18 protein-coding genes are annotated in these 17,178 nt (G+C 50.7%); 4 read left to right on the top strand and 14 right to left on the bottom strand.

Features of this window, described 5'->3' with window-relative positions; all coding sequences use genetic code 11:
• Positions 1-30: 30 nt before the first annotated feature.
• The 8 genes from coaE to EKM91_RS00460 form a co-directional block, all read right to left on the bottom strand.
• The gene (gene coaE, locus EKM91_RS00495; protein ID WP_125748040.1) at positions 31-627 is read right to left on the bottom strand and encodes a dephospho-CoA kinase; all 597 of its coding nucleotides are present in this window, start codon (positions 625-627) and stop codon (positions 31-33) included.
• The gene (mutM, locus tag EKM91_RS00490; RefSeq protein WP_125748037.1) at positions 624-1,472 is read right to left on the bottom strand and encodes a DNA-formamidopyrimidine glycosylase; all 849 of its coding nucleotides are present in this window, start codon (positions 1,470-1,472) and stop codon (positions 624-626) included. The genes coaE and mutM overlap by 4 nt, the downstream gene beginning before the upstream one ends.
• A gap of 11 nt (positions 1,473-1,483) precedes the next feature.
• Positions 1,484-4,123: a DNA polymerase I gene (polA, locus tag EKM91_RS00485; RefSeq protein WP_125748034.1), complete on the bottom strand. Its 2,640-nt coding sequence runs from the start codon at positions 4,121-4,123 to the stop codon at positions 1,484-1,486.
• Positions 4,124-4,213: 90 nt separating this feature from the next.
• Positions 4,214-4,921: a Bax inhibitor-1/YccA family protein gene (locus EKM91_RS00480; RefSeq protein ID WP_125748031.1), complete on the bottom strand. Its 708-nt coding sequence runs from the start codon at positions 4,919-4,921 to the stop codon at positions 4,214-4,216.
• A 59-nt stretch (positions 4,922-4,980) separates the two neighbouring features.
• A complete protein-coding gene (murC, locus tag EKM91_RS00475) occupies positions 4,981-6,306 on the bottom strand; it encodes a UDP-N-acetylmuramate--L-alanine ligase (protein WP_125748028.1) in 1,326 nt (441 codons plus the stop codon).
• A gap of 36 nt (positions 6,307-6,342) precedes the next feature.
• Positions 6,343-8,682 carry a DNA translocase FtsK gene (locus EKM91_RS00470; RefSeq protein ID WP_125748025.1) on the bottom strand — a complete coding sequence of 780 codons (2,340 nt, stop codon included), beginning with the start codon at positions 8,680-8,682 and terminating at the stop codon, positions 6,343-6,345.
• A gap of 117 nt (positions 8,683-8,799) precedes the next feature.
• Positions 8,800-9,441, bottom strand: a complete 642-nt coding sequence (gene ytpR, locus EKM91_RS00465) for a YtpR family tRNA-binding protein (RefSeq protein ID WP_125748221.1) — start codon at positions 9,439-9,441, stop codon at positions 8,800-8,802.
• A gap of 45 nt (positions 9,442-9,486) precedes the next feature.
• Positions 9,487-9,807: a thioredoxin family protein gene (locus tag EKM91_RS00460; RefSeq protein WP_125748022.1), complete on the bottom strand. Its 321-nt coding sequence runs from the start codon at positions 9,805-9,807 to the stop codon at positions 9,487-9,489.
• A 116-nt stretch (positions 9,808-9,923) separates the two neighbouring features.
• Here EKM91_RS00460 and EKM91_RS00455 point away from each other — a divergent pair, with 116 nt between their 5' ends.
• The gene (locus EKM91_RS00455) at positions 9,924-10,226 is read left to right on the top strand and encodes a hypothetical protein (protein WP_125748019.1); all 303 of its coding nucleotides are present in this window, start codon (positions 9,924-9,926) and stop codon (positions 10,224-10,226) included.
• On the opposite strand, the gene trmB is transcribed toward EKM91_RS00455, so the two are convergent.
• From trmB to EKM91_RS00435, 4 genes are all read right to left on the bottom strand, one after another.
• Positions 10,188-10,847, bottom strand: coding sequence for a tRNA (guanosine(46)-N7)-methyltransferase TrmB (trmB, locus tag EKM91_RS00450; RefSeq protein WP_125748016.1), 660 nt, complete (start codon positions 10,845-10,847; stop codon positions 10,188-10,190). The genes EKM91_RS00455 and trmB overlap by 39 nt on opposite strands.
• Before the next feature lie 47 nt (positions 10,848-10,894).
• Positions 10,895-11,671 carry a phosphotransferase family protein gene (locus EKM91_RS00445; RefSeq protein ID WP_125748014.1) on the bottom strand — a complete coding sequence of 259 codons (777 nt, stop codon included), beginning with the start codon at positions 11,669-11,671 and terminating at the stop codon, positions 10,895-10,897.
• A 134-nt stretch (positions 11,672-11,805) separates the two neighbouring features.
• Positions 11,806-13,017 carry an ABC transporter permease gene (locus EKM91_RS00440; protein WP_125748011.1) on the bottom strand — a complete coding sequence of 404 codons (1,212 nt, stop codon included), beginning with the start codon at positions 13,015-13,017 and terminating at the stop codon, positions 11,806-11,808.
• Positions 13,017-13,748 (bottom strand): ABC transporter ATP-binding protein, encoded by a 732-nt coding sequence (locus EKM91_RS00435; RefSeq protein WP_125748008.1) that lies wholly within the window; start codon positions 13,746-13,748, stop codon positions 13,017-13,019. The genes EKM91_RS00440 and EKM91_RS00435 overlap by 1 nt, the downstream gene beginning before the upstream one ends.
• Positions 13,749-13,873: 125 nt before the next feature.
• Between EKM91_RS00435 and EKM91_RS00430 the strand changes: the two genes are divergently transcribed.
• The 3 genes from EKM91_RS00430 to EKM91_RS00420 all read left to right on the top strand — a co-directional run bounded on the left by EKM91_RS00430 (position 13,874) and on the right by EKM91_RS00420 (position 15,671).
• Entirely contained in the window at positions 13,874-14,302 is a 429-nt protein-coding gene (locus EKM91_RS00430) for an HIT family protein (protein WP_125748005.1), read from the top strand.
• Position 14,303: 1 nt separating this feature from the next.
• Positions 14,304-14,654, top strand: a complete 351-nt coding sequence (locus tag EKM91_RS00425) for a YtxH domain-containing protein (RefSeq protein WP_125748001.1) — start codon at positions 14,304-14,306, stop codon at positions 14,652-14,654.
• A gap of 96 nt (positions 14,655-14,750) precedes the next feature.
• A complete protein-coding gene (locus EKM91_RS00420; protein WP_125747998.1) occupies positions 14,751-15,671 on the top strand; it encodes a peptidylprolyl isomerase in 921 nt (306 codons plus the stop codon).
• 60 nt (positions 15,672-15,731) lie between these two features.
• On the opposite strand, the gene EKM91_RS00415 is transcribed toward EKM91_RS00420, so the two are convergent.
• The gene (locus EKM91_RS00415; protein ID WP_125747995.1) at positions 15,732-16,700 is read right to left on the bottom strand and encodes a 3'-5' exoribonuclease YhaM family protein; all 969 of its coding nucleotides are present in this window, start codon (positions 16,698-16,700) and stop codon (positions 15,732-15,734) included.
• A gap of 112 nt (positions 16,701-16,812) precedes the next feature.
• On the bottom strand, positions 16,813-17,157 hold the full coding sequence (locus EKM91_RS00410; protein WP_125747992.1) for a YlbF family regulator: 345 nt from the start codon (positions 17,155-17,157) through the stop codon (positions 16,813-16,815).
• Positions 17,158-17,178: the final 21 nt, after the last annotated feature.

The raw sequence follows: 17,178 nt of genomic DNA, 5'->3' as shown, positions 1-17,178 counted from the left end.
AGTCATTATAGCATATTCGCGGACCCGTTTTCACCGCGTTAAATGGGCGATCAGCGCCGTGACTTGCGCAAGGCGTACGGCAGGTCCTTGACTGTTATCGATCAAAAAATCCGCCTTGGCAATTTTTTCGGCCAATGGCATTTGCGCATCGATCCGTTGCTGAGCTTCAATTTCATCCAGCCCATCGCGCGCCATCAAACGCTGGCGCTGCAAGTGCGGTGGCAAGGTGACCACCGCGACACCATCAAACACAGATTCAAAATGGCTTTCAAACAACAGCGGGATCTCGCCGACCACGATCGCCTTGCCGCTGGCTTTAGCCGCTTGCAAAGCTTGAATGATCGCCTCTCGCAGGTACGGCTGATCAATGGCATTGAGCTTGGCCAATGCTTGTGGATCCGCAAAGACCCGCTGCCCTAGCACCCGGCGATTCAAGTGGCCATCCGGCAATAACGTTTCCGGCCCAAATTCCGCCACGATCGCTGCCAAAGCCGGCTGCCCCGGTTCAACGATCTTGCGCGCGATTACGTCCGCCGAAACCACGGGAAAGCCAGCCGCTTTAAAAGCCGCTGCCACCGTGCTTTTGCCAGTGGCAATGCCGCCAGTCAAGCCTAACAAATACGTCATGATAATTTTCGCTTCCTTAAGGGTTGACAGTGTGGGCAATAATGGGTCCCGCGCTGGCCCACTTTGATTTTCACGATCGGCGTTTGACAAACTAAGCAAGGCTGCCCGGCACGGCCATAGACGGCTAACCGTTCTTGATAGCCGCCGGGATTTCCGTTGGCATCAACGAACGTATGCACTGACGTCCCGCCTAACGCGATCGATTCCGCTAAAACCGCAATGATCTGGTCATGCAAGCGCTCAGCTTCCTGACGCAACAGCGTGCAGGCAGGCTGTTCTGGATTGATTTTTGCCCGCCACAGCGTTTCATCCGCATAGATATTGCCCACGCCGGCGACGACGCTTTGATCTAAGATCACGGATTTGATCGGCTTCTTGTGCTTTTTTAGGGTTTGATAAAACGCAGCGGCGTCAAAATCCGCCGCCGTGGGCTCCGGACCCATCTTCGCGATCCCGGCAACATGTTGCGCCACCGTGCCGGTTTCACAAAGCTGCATGCGGCCAAATTTGCGCATATCTAAATAACGCAATTGGCTGCCATCACTGAAATCAAACCAAACATGCACAAAGCGGTGCTTAGGCGTATCGGCACTGGGCACCAGTTGATATTTGCCTTCCATGCGCAAATGCGAAACCACCGTGAGCTGTTGTTCAACGCGCAGCAGCAAATACTTGCCTCGCCGATCGATGCGCTTGATGGTCTTGCCAGACAAGGCGTCATCAAATAAGTCTTGCCCGCCGACTAAGATCTTCTCCCAATCCGTCCCGACATGGGTGATGGTTTTTCCCACCACGAGTTGACTCAAACTGCGCCGGACATTTTCAACTTCAGGTAATTCAGGCATACAAACCCCTTCTACTTCGCGTCATACCAAGTCGGGCCAAAAGAACTTTCCACTTTCAGCGGCACAGCCAAGGCGACAGCGGAATCCATCACCTTAGGCACCAATTCAGCTAAGGTGGCCATTTCTGCTTCAGGCCCTTCAAAAATCAGTTCATCATGCACTTGCAGCAACATGCGGCTTTGCAAATGATGGTCGGCTAACATCTGTTGCATCCGGATCATGGCCACTTTGATAATATCTGCAGCACTGCCTTGGATCGGGGTATTCATCGCCGTCCGCTCGGCAAATTGCCGTTGATTGAAGTTGCGTGAATGGATCTGCGCCAAGTAACGGCGCCGATGGAACAAGGTTTCAACATACCCTTGTTCACGCGCTAACGCCACCATTTTGTCCATATAATCATGCACTTGCGGATATTGCTCAAAGTATCCATCAATAAATGCCTTAGCCTGCCGGCGGGTGATGCCAATGTTTTTGGCTAACCCAAAATCAGAGATCCCATACACGATCCCGAAATTAGTCGCCTTCGCTTGTCGACGCATGTCCGGCGTCACTTGGTCTGGCGAGTCGAGTTTAAAGATCTTCATCGCGGTATTGGCATGGATGTCGCGATCTTCTTTGAACGCCTCCTGCATGTTGGCATCCCCAGAAATATGGGCTAACACGCGCAATTCGATTTGCGAATAATCCGATGAAAAAATCTGCCAGCCGGGTTGTGACGGGACAAACGCCTTGCGGATCAGCTTGCCATCCCCACGCGCAGGGATATTTTGCATGTTCGGGTCAACACTTGACAGCCGGCCGGTTTGCGTCAAGGTCTGCAAGTAGCGCGTATGGATCTTGTTATCTGGCAAGACAGCCTTCAACAGCCCTTTGACATAAGTCGATTGCAACTTGGACACCGCACGATAATCGAGGATGTCTTGGACGATCGGACTGGCAGTGCGTAATTGCTCCAGCACTTCTACACTGGTCGAATAGCCAGTCTTGGTTTTTTTGATCACCGGCAAATTGAGTTTTTCAAATAACACTTCCCCGAGTTGCTTGGGGGAATTCAAATTGAACTCCAGGCCCGCTTCAGCATAGATCTTTTCTTCTAACACCTTGATCGTCTGTGCATATTGCGCCCCCATTTGTGTCAACGTCGCTTGGTGCAACGTGATCCCAGTGCTTTCCATGCGCGCCAAGACTTTCGCCAGCGGCAGCTCCATTTGCGTGAATAAGCTGGTTTGATCTTGATCATCAAGATCTTGCAACAAGTGCGGCTTCAATGCCAAGATCGCCGCTGATTTGCGCGCAAAATGCTGGAATAGCTGCGACTCTTCTGGCAGCTTAAGCTTGGCGCCTTTGCCATAAACATCCACATCAAATTCCAACTGATAGTCGTGGTCTTGGGCGATCTGGCCAAAATCATTGGAATTTTGGTCTGGATTGAGTAAGTAAGAGGCTAATAAAACGTCAAAGTCGATATGATCCAGCACTAACCCTAATTTCGTGCCGGCAACAATATTGCGCTTGGCATCAAACACCGCAATATCCTGCTTTTGGGCCAACCACGCCTTGACTGCCGGCATCGTCAACAAGGTGACATCGGTACTGACATAGGTTTGCGTTGCTGTGCCAATAAAAAAGCCCACTGGTTCAGCCGTGTGATAATTTTCTGTCAGCATTTCGATTTCAAAGCTGATCGGTTCGCTGATCGCCGTGACCTGCGCCAAGTTGCTATCATCCAACACCACATAAGACAAGTCGGGCTGAACTTGCGGGGCTTGCTTGTTGAGCTTGTTTAAGGCTTGGCGCATGTCCAATTCGGTATACAATGCGCGCAATTTATCGATATCCGGCCCGGTGTAGGCCGTATCCTCCAGCCCAATGGTCAACGGCGCATCTTGCCGGATCGTCGCCAGGTCTTTACTTAAAAAAGCATTGGCTTGGTCGTTGATCAAATTTTCTTTCATCTTGCTTTTTTTCAGGTCATCAAGATGCGCATAAAGGTTCTCGATCGATCCGAATTGTAATAACAGCTTTAAGGCCGTTTTTTCACCGACCTTGCTCACCCCTGGGTAATTATCTGAAGTGTCGCCCATCAAGCCTTTCATATCGATGATCTGCTTAGGCGTGAGGCCGAATTTGTCTTGGATATGCGCTGGCGTATAGGCTTCTAATTCGCCAACGCCTTTTTTAGTCACTTGCACGGTCACCTTATCCGTGGCTAATTGGGTAAGGTCGCGATCACCGGTCACGATCGTCACGGTCCAGCCAGCAGCTTCGGCTTGTTTGGCTAAGGTGCCAATGATGTCATCAGCTTCCCAATCTTGCAAGTCATAATGGGCCATCCCATGATCGTCCAGCAGCCGCTTGATGTAAGGAAGCTGTTCGAGCAGCTCTTCTGGCGCCCGGTCACGATTGCCTTTGTAGTCACTGAATTTCTTGGTGCGAAAGGTGCCGCCGCTGCGGTCAAACGCCACCAAAATATTATCCGGCTGCATCGTATCAACCAAGCTGTCCAGCATATTATTAAACGTCAAAACCGCATTGGTGTGGACGCCTTGCGCGTTGGTGAAGCGGTCGAGCTGATTATACATGGCATAAAATGCCCGAAATGCAATAGAGCTGCCGTCGATCAACAATAAATTCTTTTCAGTGGCCATAATGTCCTCCTTGAATCTTCTGAGTTCTATTGTAACAGATTAACCGCAACAAAAAAGGCGGACAACAAGCGCTGTCCGCCTTCACTGGGCCTAGTTATCGTTAGAAAATCCGAAGATCTGCAAGATCACTAAGAACAGGTTCAAGAAGTCCAAATAAAGCATCAATGCCCCTTGTACCGCCAAGCTTGACGTGTTCACGGCAAAATCGCCATTGCCGCTAGCGGTCATGTAAACACGCTTCAACGCTTGGGTGTCCGCTGCGGTCATGATGATAAAGGCGATCAAGATCACATAAGAAATGATCAAGGAAAGAAAGCTTGAGCCCATAAACATGTTGATGACACTCAAGATGATCACGCCAACCAACACGCCCATGATGATATTCGCTGCCGGAGACAAGTTTTGCCGCGTCACCCGACCAACAACAGACATGGTGAAGAAGACGATCGCAGTGACCACTAAGGCAATGCCGATGTTCGCTGCGGGGTAGATCAGCCAAACTGATGCTAAGGTAAAGCCGTAACTGGCTGCCATCAAGCCAAACATGGCGCGGGCATAACTGGCACTTTCCCGGCCGCGCCGCCCGCTGATCAAAAAGCTTAAGATCAACGGTAAAAACGTCGCGACGATGAAGAGAATCCGATTTTGGACGATAAAGTTCCCATATTGGACACGGAACACATTTCCTAAGAGATAGCTAATGACTGCGGTGATCAACAAACCACCGCCCATGGTACCATACACCTTCGCAAAGAAAGTGGCGAGACCGGTATCATTGACAACACGACGTTCTTGCATCGAATCGTCTCCTTTCGCTTTTGCTTTTAAAGATCATTATACCAGGTTTTTTCTGGCTGTCAGTTGGACTTAGGACTGATATCGCTCAATAAATTCTCAAAGGCCACTTCATATTTTTGAATATCACCTGCACCCATGAAAACAAAGACATCATGTTGATAATCTAACAACGCAGACATGTCATCAAGGCGGATCTCGGCACTTGGTTTGGTGATCTTGGCCACTAAGTCTGCTGCCGATACGGAACCGCTGGTTTCACGCGCAGAGCTGAAGATCGGCGTTACATATACGGCGTCAGCGGCACTTAACGTGGTGGCAAACTCATCTAAATACGCGATCGTCCGGGAGAACGTGTGCGGCTGGAAAACGGCGATCACCTGTTGATCCGGATATTTTTGACGGGCTGCATCCAAAGTCGCCTTGATCTCGCTGGGATGATGGGCATAGTCATCGATGATCACGGTATCGCCCATTTTCTTTTCAGAAAAGCGCCGCTTGACCCCAGCAAAACTAGCTAATTCGCGCGCGATCAAATCAGCGCTCAAATGCTCGGTATAAGCCACTGCTACCACGGCCAAGGCATTCAAGACACTGTGCTCACCGAACAATGGCACTTGGAAATGGCCGATCAAATGGCCGTGATGGAACGCATCAAAACTTGAACCGGTGGTTGTCCGCGAGACGTTTTTCGCGACAAAATCATCGGTATCCTTGGTCCCGTAGTAATAAATCGGCACCTTGGCATCCAGTTTACGCAGCCAAGGGTCATCCCCCCAGGCAAAAATTGCTTTTTGGACTTGTGAGGCTTCCGTTTGAAAGGCCGAATACACATCTTCAATGCCGGTGTAATAATCTGGGTGGTCAAAATCGATGTTGGTCATGATCACATAATCTGGATGATAAGCCAAGAAATGCCGGCGATATTCATCCGCTTCAAACACGAAGAACTTCGAATCGGGCATGCCTTTGCCGGTACCATCACCGATCAAGTAACTGGTCTTATCGATGCCGCTTAAGGTATGCGCCAACAACCCGGTAGTGCTGGTCTTGCCATGAGCACCGGCAACGCCGATGCTGATATAAGGTTTCATCAGCTCACCCAAAAATTCGTGATACCGATAAAACTTGAGCCCCAATTCGTGAGCCTTGACCACTTCTGGATGTTCATCCGTGAAACTATTGCCACAGATCACCGTATAACCTGGTTTGATGTTTTCAGCAGCAAACGGCAGCATTTCGATACCCGCTGCGGCCAACCCGCGTTGCGTAAATGTATATTGGGTGATATCACTGCCTAATACCTGATTGCCCATGTCGTGCAAGATCAATGCTAATGCACTCATCCCTGAACCTTTGATCCCGATAAAATAATATGTCTGTGTCATGGTGTTCCCCTTTTCAAGCAAGCCATTTGGCCTGCGTTAATTCTCTGATAGATCTTCTTTAGTCAAGTAAACATCGCGCGGTTTGGAGCCGTTGGCCGGCGAAATATAATGGCGCATCTCAAGTTCATCGATCAAATTCGCGGCACGGTTGTAGCCGATCGAAAAGACCCGTTGCAGCTTCGAGGTGGACACATGCTTTTCTGCGGCAATGTATTCCAACACTTGCGGAAATAAATCATCTTGGGCCTGCGCATCTTCAGCTTCAGCCAGCAATCCATCTGGTTGGAACAAATAACGCGGCGGCCGCTCTTGTTTCACAAAATTGACGACTGTGGCAACATCTTCGTCGATGAATGTGCCTTGCAGGCGGATCGGCTGACTGGCCCCACTGCCTAAATACAGCATATCCCCGCGTCCAAGCAGGCGTTCAGCCCCATTGGCATCGATGATCGTCCGGGAGTCTGTTTGGCTGGCGACCATAAACGCGATCCGCGTTGGGATATTGTTTTTGATCGTCCCGGTGATCACATCCACCGACGGCCGCTGAGTGGCAACAATCAAGTGGATCCCCGCGGCTCGCGCCTTTTGGGTGATCCGCGCGATATAGTCTTGGACTTCACTGGCAGCGACCATCATCAAATCAGCTAACTCGTCGATAATGATCACCACATAGGGCATCACCATCCCATAATCGCCATGGTCTTTGGCCTTGGCGTTGAATTGTTCAAGATTGCGGACCCCGGCTGCGGCCAGTTTTTGATAGCGTTCTTCCATTTCCTCAACGGCCCACTTCAACGCCGCCGCTGCCGCTTTAGGCTCGGAGATCACCGGTGATACCAAGTGCGGCAATTGATTGTATGCGGCTAACTCCACCGCCTTAGGATCGATCAAAAGCAAGCGCACTTCTTCTGGCGTCGCTTTATAAAGCAGCGACGTCAGCAATGAATTGATAAAAACCGACTTGCCTGACCCGGTGGCACCAGCGATCAGCCCATGCGGCATTTTGGCTAAATTGGTCACGACCGGCTGACCGAACAAATCGACGCCAAGCGCAATGGTCAATGGCGAAGCCGCCGTTTGAAAGGCTGCTGACTCTAAGACTTCTCGCAGCATCACCGGGCGGGCTTTGAGGTTGGGAATTTCGATGCCCACAGTGGTTTTGCCAGGGATCGGGGCTTCGATGCGGATATCTTTAGCCGCCAGCGCCAATTTGAGGTCATCATTCAGATTCGTGATCTTATTGACTTTGACTCCCGCAGCTAAAGCCACCTGAAATTGCGTGACCGTGGGGCCGATCGTATGGGCGACGACATGCGCCCCAACATGAAATGCGGTCAACGTTTTATCTAACCGTTCAGATTGCGCAACGACCCATTCATCCTGCGCTTCTGCAGCTTCGATCACAGGTTCCGGCAATAAGTCCAAGGGCGGCAGTTGATAAGGCAGCACTGCCGCTTGCGCTTGGTCGACCGGCTCGCTTGGCTGAACCGCTGGTTGGGCTGCCCGCTCGCTTGGCTGAGCCGCTGGTTGGGCTGCCGGCTGGTTTGCGGCAGGCGTTTTTGCGGCTGGTTGAGCTGGTACTTGTGCCTGCGCTTTTGGCCGCTCAGCGATCGGTTGCGGCAGCGTTTTGGCCGTTTTGGGCCGCTGGCGATAGCTGGTCACCGCTTGTTTAAGCTGCCCGCTGTTAGGCAGCTGCAATGGCCGCCAGTTGGCATACACGGTTTTTTTCTGTTTTGCCAATGCCGCTTGGAGCTTAGCTTGTTGCGCCCGTTGTTGGGGATCTAACAGCGGCAGCTGGTCGCTTGGCGCAACTGGTTTGGTTTGCACCTCAGCTGCTGGGTGATCTTGGGCTGGATCAGGCGTGACGGTTTGAGCTGTTGCTGGCGTTGACGCCGCCTTGCTTGTTGTTGCCACGCTTGGCATCGGCGAAGGCCCTGGTGCAGCCTCCTTTAGCTTTGCATCCGGCTTGGCCGTCGCAGTTTCCTGCGGGTTTGGCGCATCTGCTGGTTTTGGCTGTGGGGCTTGCGTTAACACTGGTGGCGTTGCATTTGCGTCAAGTGTTTGCGCATCTGGCGCCTCATCGGTAAATAAATAAACGGCATCATCCGGCCGCATCAGCGCATTCAACAGTATGTGATAATCGATTTGGGCCCGCTTGGCAGGGCGGTGCACCACGCTTTTGGGGGTGGCTAACGCTGCTAAAGGATCAACAGAATGCCGTCCGATCGATGTTTTGGTCGGCACCTGCGGTTTTGCGGTAACAGGTTGGCTAGGATGGTTGGCATGCCGCTGCGGTTTAGGAGGCAGCGGGTACGCGGCTGGTTGCGCTTTGGGTTGTTCTGAACGCAAGAACGGTGGCCCATCATAATGCGCCATAGTGATCTTCCTTTCTGAATCTCAATAGCCTCTATTTTAGCATAGACCGCGCGGGGTTCAGCCTTTTCCACAAAAAAACCGTGAATCTTCATAGATTCACGGTGAAATGGTTTCATGTTAAGCTTGCATCGCGACCACTTGTGCCGCTTGGGCAAAATCAAACGGGGTACCGGCTTTTAAGTCATCTGGCATGATCAAAATACCGCGGGCTTGCGGGGCATCTGGCAACGCCAGCTCCCGCGCAGCACAAAGCATCCCGTAAGAATCAACGCCGCGCAGTTTGCCCGGCCAGATCAACTTGCCATCTGGCATCATCGCGCCTGGCAAAGCGGCGACCACCGTTTGGCCTAGTGCCGCATTGGGCGCACCGCAAACGATTTGCTTAACGCCTTCCAAACCCAGGTCGACTTTGGTCACATGCAAATGATCAGAATCAGGATGGTCGGCAAATTCAACGATCTTACCGATCACGATCCGCGGCGTGGAGGTCAATGGCAAAGCGCCTTTCAAACCAGCAGCTTGGATCGCTTGATTCAACGTTTCCCGTTGCGCTTTGGTCAACACAACGGCCCCATTGCCATCAAAGTCAGGCAGCCATTGATGCAAGTTGAAAAAGTTGAACCCGATGGCTTGACCATCTGCGCCATAGATCCCGACGATATCGCCATGTTGTTGACTGGTTTGCGTTGCTTGATCAGGTCCTAAAACGGCGATCAAAGTATCCGCAAGTGCTGGTGCATTATAAGTGGTGATTAACATTATTCCCATGCCAAGCCCACGCCTGGCTTCCTTTCATTCTAAAAACTACGCCGGTAAACCGTTGATGAAGTTTTCCACTTCCTGTTTGGTCTTGCGGTCTTTGTTGACGAAGCGGCCGATCTCTTTGCCATCTTCATAGGCAATAAAGCTCGGGATCCCCATCACACCCATATCTTGAGCGATCGCAATGTTATCATCGCGATCAACGGCGATAAATTCATAATCCGCATATTCCGCTTCGATATCAGGCATTGCAGGCTTGATAAAGCGGCAATCAGGGCACCAATCAGCACTAAAAAACAGCATTTTCTTACCCGGCGTTTGGATCTCAGCACGGATCTTATCATCGGAATCAAATTGCTTCATGTCTCAACACACCTTTCACTTACATTTTACAAGTACATTATACGCGTGATCTAAAGCCCTGGCAACCAGCCGCCGCCTTTTTGCGTTATACTGACTTTAAAAACGGGAGGCCTCACATGTCAAAAACCCCATTTGCCCTCGCCTTAGCCAGCGGTGCCGCCACCATCTGGCTGCACCATCACTTTTGGCACCAAACCTTGCCTAATCGCCGCTTGACCCAAGTCCAGACCCAAGCAGCGCAATTAGGTGCCGTCAGCGGCGGGTGGATCGCCCACACCCCGGTGCCCATGAATGGCGGCGACGTGTTGTTAGCCGGTTATGCCGGCGGCGTGATCGTGGATGGTCAGCCTCAAGCATTTGTGATTTCAGCAAACGGCCGCTTATTGCGCTGGGGTGACGATGTCAAAGCGCGCCACTAGCTCATAGATGCGGCCGCCTTGAGAACTGAATTTATGTTCGTATTCAGTTTCAACATTGTCGACCACCCGCGGATCATGATGCAGATCCAGCGCCACTAAGTCAAAATGCATCCCATAATTGTTCATGCTGACCAATGAATATTCAAAAAAGCCTTGGTTATCTGTTTTGAACTGTAATGTGCCGCCCACTTGCATGATCGCCTTGTATTGGTCAAGGAAGGTCTGATAAGTCAGGCGGCGTTTTTCATGCTTAGTTTTCGGCCAAGGATCAGAAAAGTTCAAAAAGACGCCGGTGACTTCTCCTGGGGCAAAATATTCCGTTAGCTCCGCGCCATCGCCTAGCAGCAGTTGCAAGTTGGGCAGCCCCAATTCGACTTGCTTGCGCAAGATATATGCGATCGCCACGTCTTGGATCTCCAAAGCGATGAAATTGCGCTCCGGATGTTGCTGCGCCATGGCAATGATGAATTGCCCCTTCCCTGAACCGACTTCTAAATAAAGCGGCCGCACCGCATCAAAACGGGCTTGCCAATGGCCGGGCATATTCTGCGGCCGAGTCAAAATATATTCTGGATGAGCAGCGATCAATGGTGCCGCCCATGGTTTGTTCCGTAAACGCATGTTTTCTCCTCTGTCATAAAAAGCCGGCGCGACAAGGTCAGCGCCGGTCAGTCTGTTTGCTTCACCAGTTGTTGCAACTGGAGGATCGCTTGATTCATCTCGGTGTAGCGTTGCGCTTCAAAACCGCGTTTAATCTCACTAAGCAAATGCAACTGCCCATACCACAATAGGCGGGCACTCAAATCAGCATCCAAAACACAGCCATACGCTTTTAGCCATGCGGCCCATTGCGGCTGCGGCACATAGTTGATCAAAACGATCGACAAGTCAAAAGCCGGATCGCCGATGCTGGCTTGATCCCAATCGACCAGATATAACTTTTGCCGGTCAGATAACAGCCAGTTTTTGTGGTTGAGATCGCCATGACACACAGTTTTTTCGTGCGTCATGGGGACGGTTTGCAATCGCTTGGCGACTTGAGCGACTAATGGGTGCTGCCGCAGGCTCAAAGGCAGATCCGCCACATATTGGTCGCGTAATTGCGCCGGAGTTTTGCCAGGGCCGCCCACTTTTTGCAACATGCGCTGCAATAGCTGTGAATGATGGACCCGCGCTAATAATTGCGCGACCATCGGGGTATTCATTTGTGCCCGAGTCAAGGTGTGCCCATTCAACCACTCTTGAGCAGTCAAGACGTCACCGGTCGTCATGCGTTTGGTCCAAATCAGCTTCGGGGTGATGCCTTCAACCGATAAGGCCGCCAAAAATGGGGACGCATTCCGTTTTAAAAAGAATTTCTCGTGTGCATGTACGCCCATAAAGGCGCCTCCGGTAGTGCCACCAACAGGCTGCAGCGACCATCCGGGATCTAAATCAAAATCCATAGGCATCACTCCTTACGTCAGCCGCTGGACTGGCCGCAAAACGGCACAGATCGCGATCACCCGTGAAAACCGGATGAGTTTCCAAAAATTAGTGTACTAAGCCGCTGACTCATCGTCAAGCCAAAGCGTCGCCTTTAACGCGCCGCCAACTTGGCCAAACGTATGGGCAAGTACCACCAAGCCACCAATACAGCCACGATCAGCCCAGCTGCCAATGCGCCGGCTGCCGCCAAAAAATGTCCGCTGACCACGGCACCGCCAGCCAACACCACCGCCGCGATCACTAACAAAACGGCCAACAAGTGTTTGAACGCTTGTGGTTTTTGCGGCTGTGGCAAGGGGTAAAGATAAGTCAAAACGATTTCATCATAAACTTGATACAACGGCAGCAATTGAAAGCCGATCATATAAGTAAACAATGCGGCTAACAATGCCACCAGCCACCATTGATCCACCAATGCGATCACCAGCGCGCCGATCACCACTAAGCGCAAATACAAACCGAAAAACTCGGTCCGGCGCAAAAATCCCCGCACAAACAGCCACTGCCAGGTGTGCGGCAACCCGCGCGGCACCAGTTTTGCCAAGCCATCCAAATAACGCCGGCGTTTGACACCGCCGCCTAAACCAGGGACATCTGTAAACAAGTTATAAAAGCGATAGATCCGCCCCATGCGGCGCGATTCCGCGGCGATCAAAGGCACCCACATTAACTCTGCTGCCGCCAAAAGATCGCCTAATCGCCAGCGCAAACTCAAATCGATCACCAAAGCTGCGGCTAAAGCAATCGCCGGATGCCACCAAAAGCCCGCCCACAGCGCCAAAAAGGCCACACCTAATAACAGCTCGCGGCGACACCATCGCGGGACGCGCTGCGGGTAAAACGCCAATAGCTGCAACCACAAATCGCTATCTTTAAACAGTAACAACGCCACGCCTAAAGGCAAAGCGGCAGTCAGCACCGAAAGCTTCAAAACCGGCAACAGCGGTAAAGCGGCGATCGTGGCAAAGATCAAGACAACACAAGGCAAAAGCAGGCTATAGCGCCGGGCTTTGAACAAATATTGACTGAATTCCGCACTTTTAGGGAGTAAAAACGTTGCGTCTGCCGGCTCCGTCAACGTCGCCAACCGGCCCAAGGCTAACAAAACACTGAACACCAAGGCCATTGCTGGCGCCAGCCACCAACTGGCGGTTAATGTTTTGACGACTTGTGAATACCCATATAATAACGCCCCTAATAAAATCACCAGCACTAACACAAAGTGATCATTAAAGACGAGTTGCAGATATTTGAATTGTCCTTTGGCATGCTGCTTCAAGCGTTGCCGCCACAAACGTTTCATCAGCGGCTCCCTTCTGCGGTCATCGCCAAATAGATATCATCTAAGCTGGCATCGGCCAAACCAAACTCCTGTTTCAGCTGCGCCAGCGTCCCATCGGCGCGCACTTGGCCATCTTTTAACAAGACAAATTGATCGGCATACTGCTGCGCTGTCGCCAAGATATGAGTCGACATCAAAACGGAAGCGCCAGCCGCTTTTTTCGCTTGGACCAAAGCTAACAAGTCATGAACAGCCAGCGGGTCCAACCCAGTGAAGGGCTCGTCAATGATGAACAGTTGCGCATCAGTCATAAAAGCTGCCACGATCATTACTTTTTGCTTCATCCCTTTGGAGAAATTATCTGGAAACCAATCCAGCTTATTGTCCAATCGAAACCGCCGCAGCATGTCATGCGCGCGCGCCCAGGCGGCTTTTTCATCTAAGTCATAGGCCATGATGGTCAACTCAAGGTGTTCTTTCAAGGTCAGCTCAGGATATAACACCGGGGTCTCAGGCACATAGGCTAAAGCTTGCCGATAAGCTTGGGCATCGGCTTGTAACGTGTGTCCTGCGACTGTGATGGTCCCTTTCAGCGGGTGCAATAAACCAATAATGTGTTTGATCGTGGTGGATTTGCCGGCACCGTTGAGCCCGATCAACCCGGTGATCGTCCCATCCGGCACGGTAAAGGATACATTTTTTAAGACTGGTACCGTTCCATAACCGCCAGTTAATTGCTGGATCTCTAACATGCAATGCCTCCAAAAAGCGAGCCTAAGCGATGCTGCTCAAGCACGTGTGTGATTTTCGTTTTCTCTTGATTTAATCTATGATAGCATGAAACCAAACCAAAACTTATACGAAAGAGGAATTGACCATGACAGATTGTATTTTTTGCAAGATCATCAACAACGAGATCCCTAGCGTCACCGTGTACGAAGATGACGTGGTCAAAGCATTCTTAGATATTTCTCAAGTTACTCCCGGCCACACCTTAGTGGTCCCTAAAAAGCATGTCCCAGATATCTTTGCTTATGATCCAGAACTGGCCGCAGCCGTGTTTAGCCGTATTCCCAAGATCGCCAAGGCGATCAAAGCCAGCGATCCTAAGATCCAAGGGATGAATATTATGAATAATAATGGCGAAGTCGCTTATCAAAGCGTCTTCCATTCCCACATTCATCTCCTGCCGCGTTATGGCACCGATGATGATTTCAGCATTCATTTCGGTGATCATACCGATCAATATGATAACGCACAACTTGAAGCCATCGCCCAGCGGATCCGCGACAAGGTAGGCGATTAAGATGGCTAAATTTGCCACCGGCTTGTTTTTAGGGGCTGCCGCCGGCACGGTGTACGCCTTATTGACTGCCAAACAATCAGGTCCAAAACGGCAAGCCCAAATCAGCGCCTACCTGGATTCTTTAACGACAGCCACGACTGATGTGCAGCACGCCCTCACCCGCTTCAAAGCGGCGACGACCGATTTAAAACACGAACTCGACGACACGCTCAAACCGGCGATGGCAGATATTCAAGCGGCGGCTGCGGATTTTGAGTTCCAAGCACAGCCTCATGTGCAACAAATCACGCAATCGCTTGACCACCTGGAAGCCGCCGCGCCGACCGAGCTGAAAACCCCGCCTGAATTATGAAGGTTCTGTGAATCCCCAGACAGGCATGGGATACTTGTGTTATATTAGACAACGTGCGAAATCTGCAAAATATTTTAATTAGGATGTGTGTACAGAATGAAGAAATGGATCGTCGGCATCGCAGGCTTACTGCTTGCTGCTACACTGGCTGGTTGCGGCAACAGTACTGTTGCCAGCATGAAAGGCGCCAAGATCACCAAGGACGACTACTATGAAGAATTGAAATCTTCAAGTGCCGGCCAATCGACCTTACGCAGCATGATCGTCTTGAAGGCATTGCAGCAGCAATACGGCGACAAAGTCTCCAGCAAGAAAGTCACCGCCCAATACAACAAGGTCAAGAAACAATACGGTTCCAGCTTTAGTTCCGCATTGCAACAAAACGGCTTGACCACCAAGACTTTCAAGGAACAGATCCAAACCTCCTTGTTGTCTGCAGTGGCGCTTAAAGACTTAAAAAAGCCAACCCAAAAGCAAATCGATGCGCAATGGAAGAAATATCAGCCAAAGATCACCGTGCAGCATATCCTTGTTGCCAAGAAATCAACGGCTGACGATATCGCCAAGAATCTCGCAGCCAACAATACCGATGCCAACTTCAAAGCGTTAGCTAAGAAGTACAGCACGGATACTGCCACTTCTAGCAACGCCGGCAAGCTGCCTGCTTTTGACAACACCGACACGAGCTTAGATTCGACCTTCAAAAAGGCGGCCTTCAAGCTGACCAAGAAGGGTCAATTCACCACGACACCGATCAAAACCAGCTATGGCTACCATGTGATCCGCGCCGTTAAGGTCAACCCTAAGGGCAAAGAAGCTGATCACAAAGCTGAGTTGACCAAGCAGCTTTATACCAGCTGGGAATCTGATACCACGGTCATGACCAGCGTGATCAAGAAAGTCTTGAAGAAGGCCAATGTCACCATCAAGGATAGCGACTTGAAGAATGTCTTGTCTGTTTACTTAGACAGTTCCGCTTCCAGCACGACCTCGACAACCCCTTCTGCAAGCAAGTAAGCAATAAAAAAGTACCAGTCCGCTAGCGGGCTGGTACTTTTTTTGCCATGATGTGATCTGTTAACGGGGATCAGGATAGCCTTTCCCATTTTCCGGCCGGTAAAAGCGCCGATTATCCATCCCGAATAAGCGCTCGGTAAAAGTCCCTGGATCAACGTGCTGATAAGCTGTGGTCAGCATGTTGATCTGCGCATCCATATCGTCAAGATTGTGCAAGATCTGCGCTTCCAGCAATGCCGGCCGTACCGGCGACCCATATTCCAACAAGCCGTGATGGCTCAAGATCATATGCCGCAGCATGATCATGTCTTCGTTGTGGATGTCGATGCGCAATTCGGCGGCGGCTTGAACCACCGCTTCATCGACCAAGACGATGTGGCCGATCAAATTGCCTTCCATCGTGTATTCCGTTGACACCGGTCCAGACAATTCCAGCGTTTTGCCGAGATCGTGCAAGATCGCGCCTGCGTATAGCAACGCTTTATTCACACTGGCATATTGCTCAGCCACGCTTTGCGCCAAGCGCAAAATGCTTAACGTATGAAATGCCAGCCCGCCAGTGAACGCGTGATGGTTCGACTTGGCTGCGGGATAAGTTAAAAACGCCTGCTTATGATCAGTCAATAACTTGCGCACGATGCGATTCCAGTTGGGGTTGGTGATCTCAAAAATAAAGCTGTTTAACTCCTCCCCCATATCATCAGCAGTTTCAGGGGCACGTTCTTGATAGGCAGTGGGGTCATTACCTTCTTCTTGCGTCGCTAAGCGCAAGTTGTAGATCTTGATCTGCGGATTGCCTTGATATAACTCCCGCTTGCCGTGTAACAACACGACTTCGCCGGCTTTGAATTGCGCAATATCATCGGCACTAGCATCCCAAAATTTCGCCGAAATATGGCCGGAGGCATCTTGAAAATTAAATGCAATGAATTTTTTACCATTTTTTGCGACGCGCACTTCAGCAGACTTGACCAAAACCGGCAGCGTGAGATCAGCGCCATTGGGAAAATCGAATAATTGTTTTGCCATAAACCTTCACCTTTTCTAAGTCACATTCGGACTACTTCGATGATAGCGATTTTATTGCTAAAAGGCAACGCAAGGCATCAAAAAAGCGCCGCCTTTCAGCGCCGCTAATCGCTTATTTACCTTGATAGATATCAACGATCGGTTGCGAGATCGTCCGGTTGAGTTCATCCATCATTTGGGATAAAGCTTGTTCTTTGACCATCAAATCGGTGATCGGCTGCATGTTTTGCATCTTTTCACCTAACGTTTGCAGATCTGTGATCTCATCGTTGGTGACTTCTTGCCCATTCATTTGTTTTTGTTGCAGCGTCATTTGCTTATCTTGGAACTGTTGGAACAGCGCGTAAGCCACGGCATCCAGCTTCAGCATATCAAAAGCATGTTTCATCTCTTTGAACTGTTGGCTTTCTTGGAGATCCTTTGCCATTTGGGATGCGGTATCGTATACGTTTGCCATATAATCAGGCGCCTCATTTCG

The sequence above is a fragment of the Lacticaseibacillus baoqingensis genome, from assembly GCF_003946165.1.
Lineage (GTDB): Bacteria > Bacillota > Bacilli > Lactobacillales > Lactobacillaceae > Lacticaseibacillus > Lacticaseibacillus baoqingensis.
This window is presented reverse-complemented; position numbering and strand designations above follow the sequence as displayed.

Excerpts from the sequence above, each read along its gene's own strand:
- ytpR (WP_125748221.1), bottom strand. The coding sequence starts at position 9,441 with ATGTTAATCACCACTTATAATGCACCAGCACTTGCGGATACTTTGATC.
- EKM91_RS00420 (WP_125747998.1), top strand. The coding sequence starts at position 14,751 with ATGAAGAAATGGATCGTCGGCATCGCAGGCTTACTGCTTGCTGCTACA.
- EKM91_RS00455 (WP_125748019.1), top strand. The coding sequence starts at position 9,924 with ATGTCAAAAACCCCATTTGCCCTCGCCTTAGCCAGCGGTGCCGCCACC.
- EKM91_RS00460 (WP_125748022.1), bottom strand. The coding sequence starts at position 9,807 with ATGAAGCAATTTGATTCCGATGATAAGATCCGTGCTGAGATCCAAACG.
- EKM91_RS00470 (WP_125748025.1), bottom strand. The coding sequence starts at position 8,682 with ATGGCGCATTATGATGGGCCACCGTTCTTGCGTTCAGAACAACCCAAA.
- EKM91_RS00430 (WP_125748005.1), top strand. The coding sequence starts at position 13,874 with ATGACAGATTGTATTTTTTGCAAGATCATCAACAACGAGATCCCTAGC.
- EKM91_RS00440 (WP_125748011.1), bottom strand. The coding sequence starts at position 13,017 with ATGAAACGTTTGTGGCGGCAACGCTTGAAGCAGCATGCCAAAGGACAA.
- EKM91_RS00410 (WP_125747992.1), bottom strand. The coding sequence starts at position 17,157 with ATGGCAAACGTATACGATACCGCATCCCAAATGGCAAAGGATCTCCAA.
- trmB (WP_125748016.1), bottom strand. The coding sequence starts at position 10,847 with ATGCGTTTACGGAACAAACCATGGGCGGCACCATTGATCGCTGCTCAT.
- EKM91_RS00445 (WP_125748014.1), bottom strand. The coding sequence starts at position 11,671 with ATGGATTTTGATTTAGATCCCGGATGGTCGCTGCAGCCTGTTGGTGGC.
- EKM91_RS00425 (WP_125748001.1), top strand. The coding sequence starts at position 14,304 with ATGGCTAAATTTGCCACCGGCTTGTTTTTAGGGGCTGCCGCCGGCACG.
- EKM91_RS00435 (WP_125748008.1), bottom strand. The coding sequence starts at position 13,748 with ATGTTAGAGATCCAGCAATTAACTGGCGGTTATGGAACGGTACCAGTC.
- murC (WP_125748028.1), bottom strand. The coding sequence starts at position 6,306 with ATGACACAGACATATTATTTTATCGGGATCAAAGGTTCAGGGATGAGT.
- mutM (WP_125748037.1), bottom strand. The coding sequence starts at position 1,472 with ATGCCTGAATTACCTGAAGTTGAAAATGTCCGGCGCAGTTTGAGTCAA.
- polA (WP_125748034.1), bottom strand. The coding sequence starts at position 4,123 with ATGGCCACTGAAAAGAATTTATTGTTGATCGACGGCAGCTCTATTGCA.
- coaE (WP_125748040.1), bottom strand. The coding sequence starts at position 627 with ATGACGTATTTGTTAGGCTTGACTGGCGGCATTGCCACTGGCAAAAGC.
- EKM91_RS00415 (WP_125747995.1), bottom strand. The coding sequence starts at position 16,700 with ATGGCAAAACAATTATTCGATTTTCCCAATGGCGCTGATCTCACGCTG.
- EKM91_RS00480 (WP_125748031.1), bottom strand. The coding sequence starts at position 4,921 with ATGCAAGAACGTCGTGTTGTCAATGATACCGGTCTCGCCACTTTCTTT.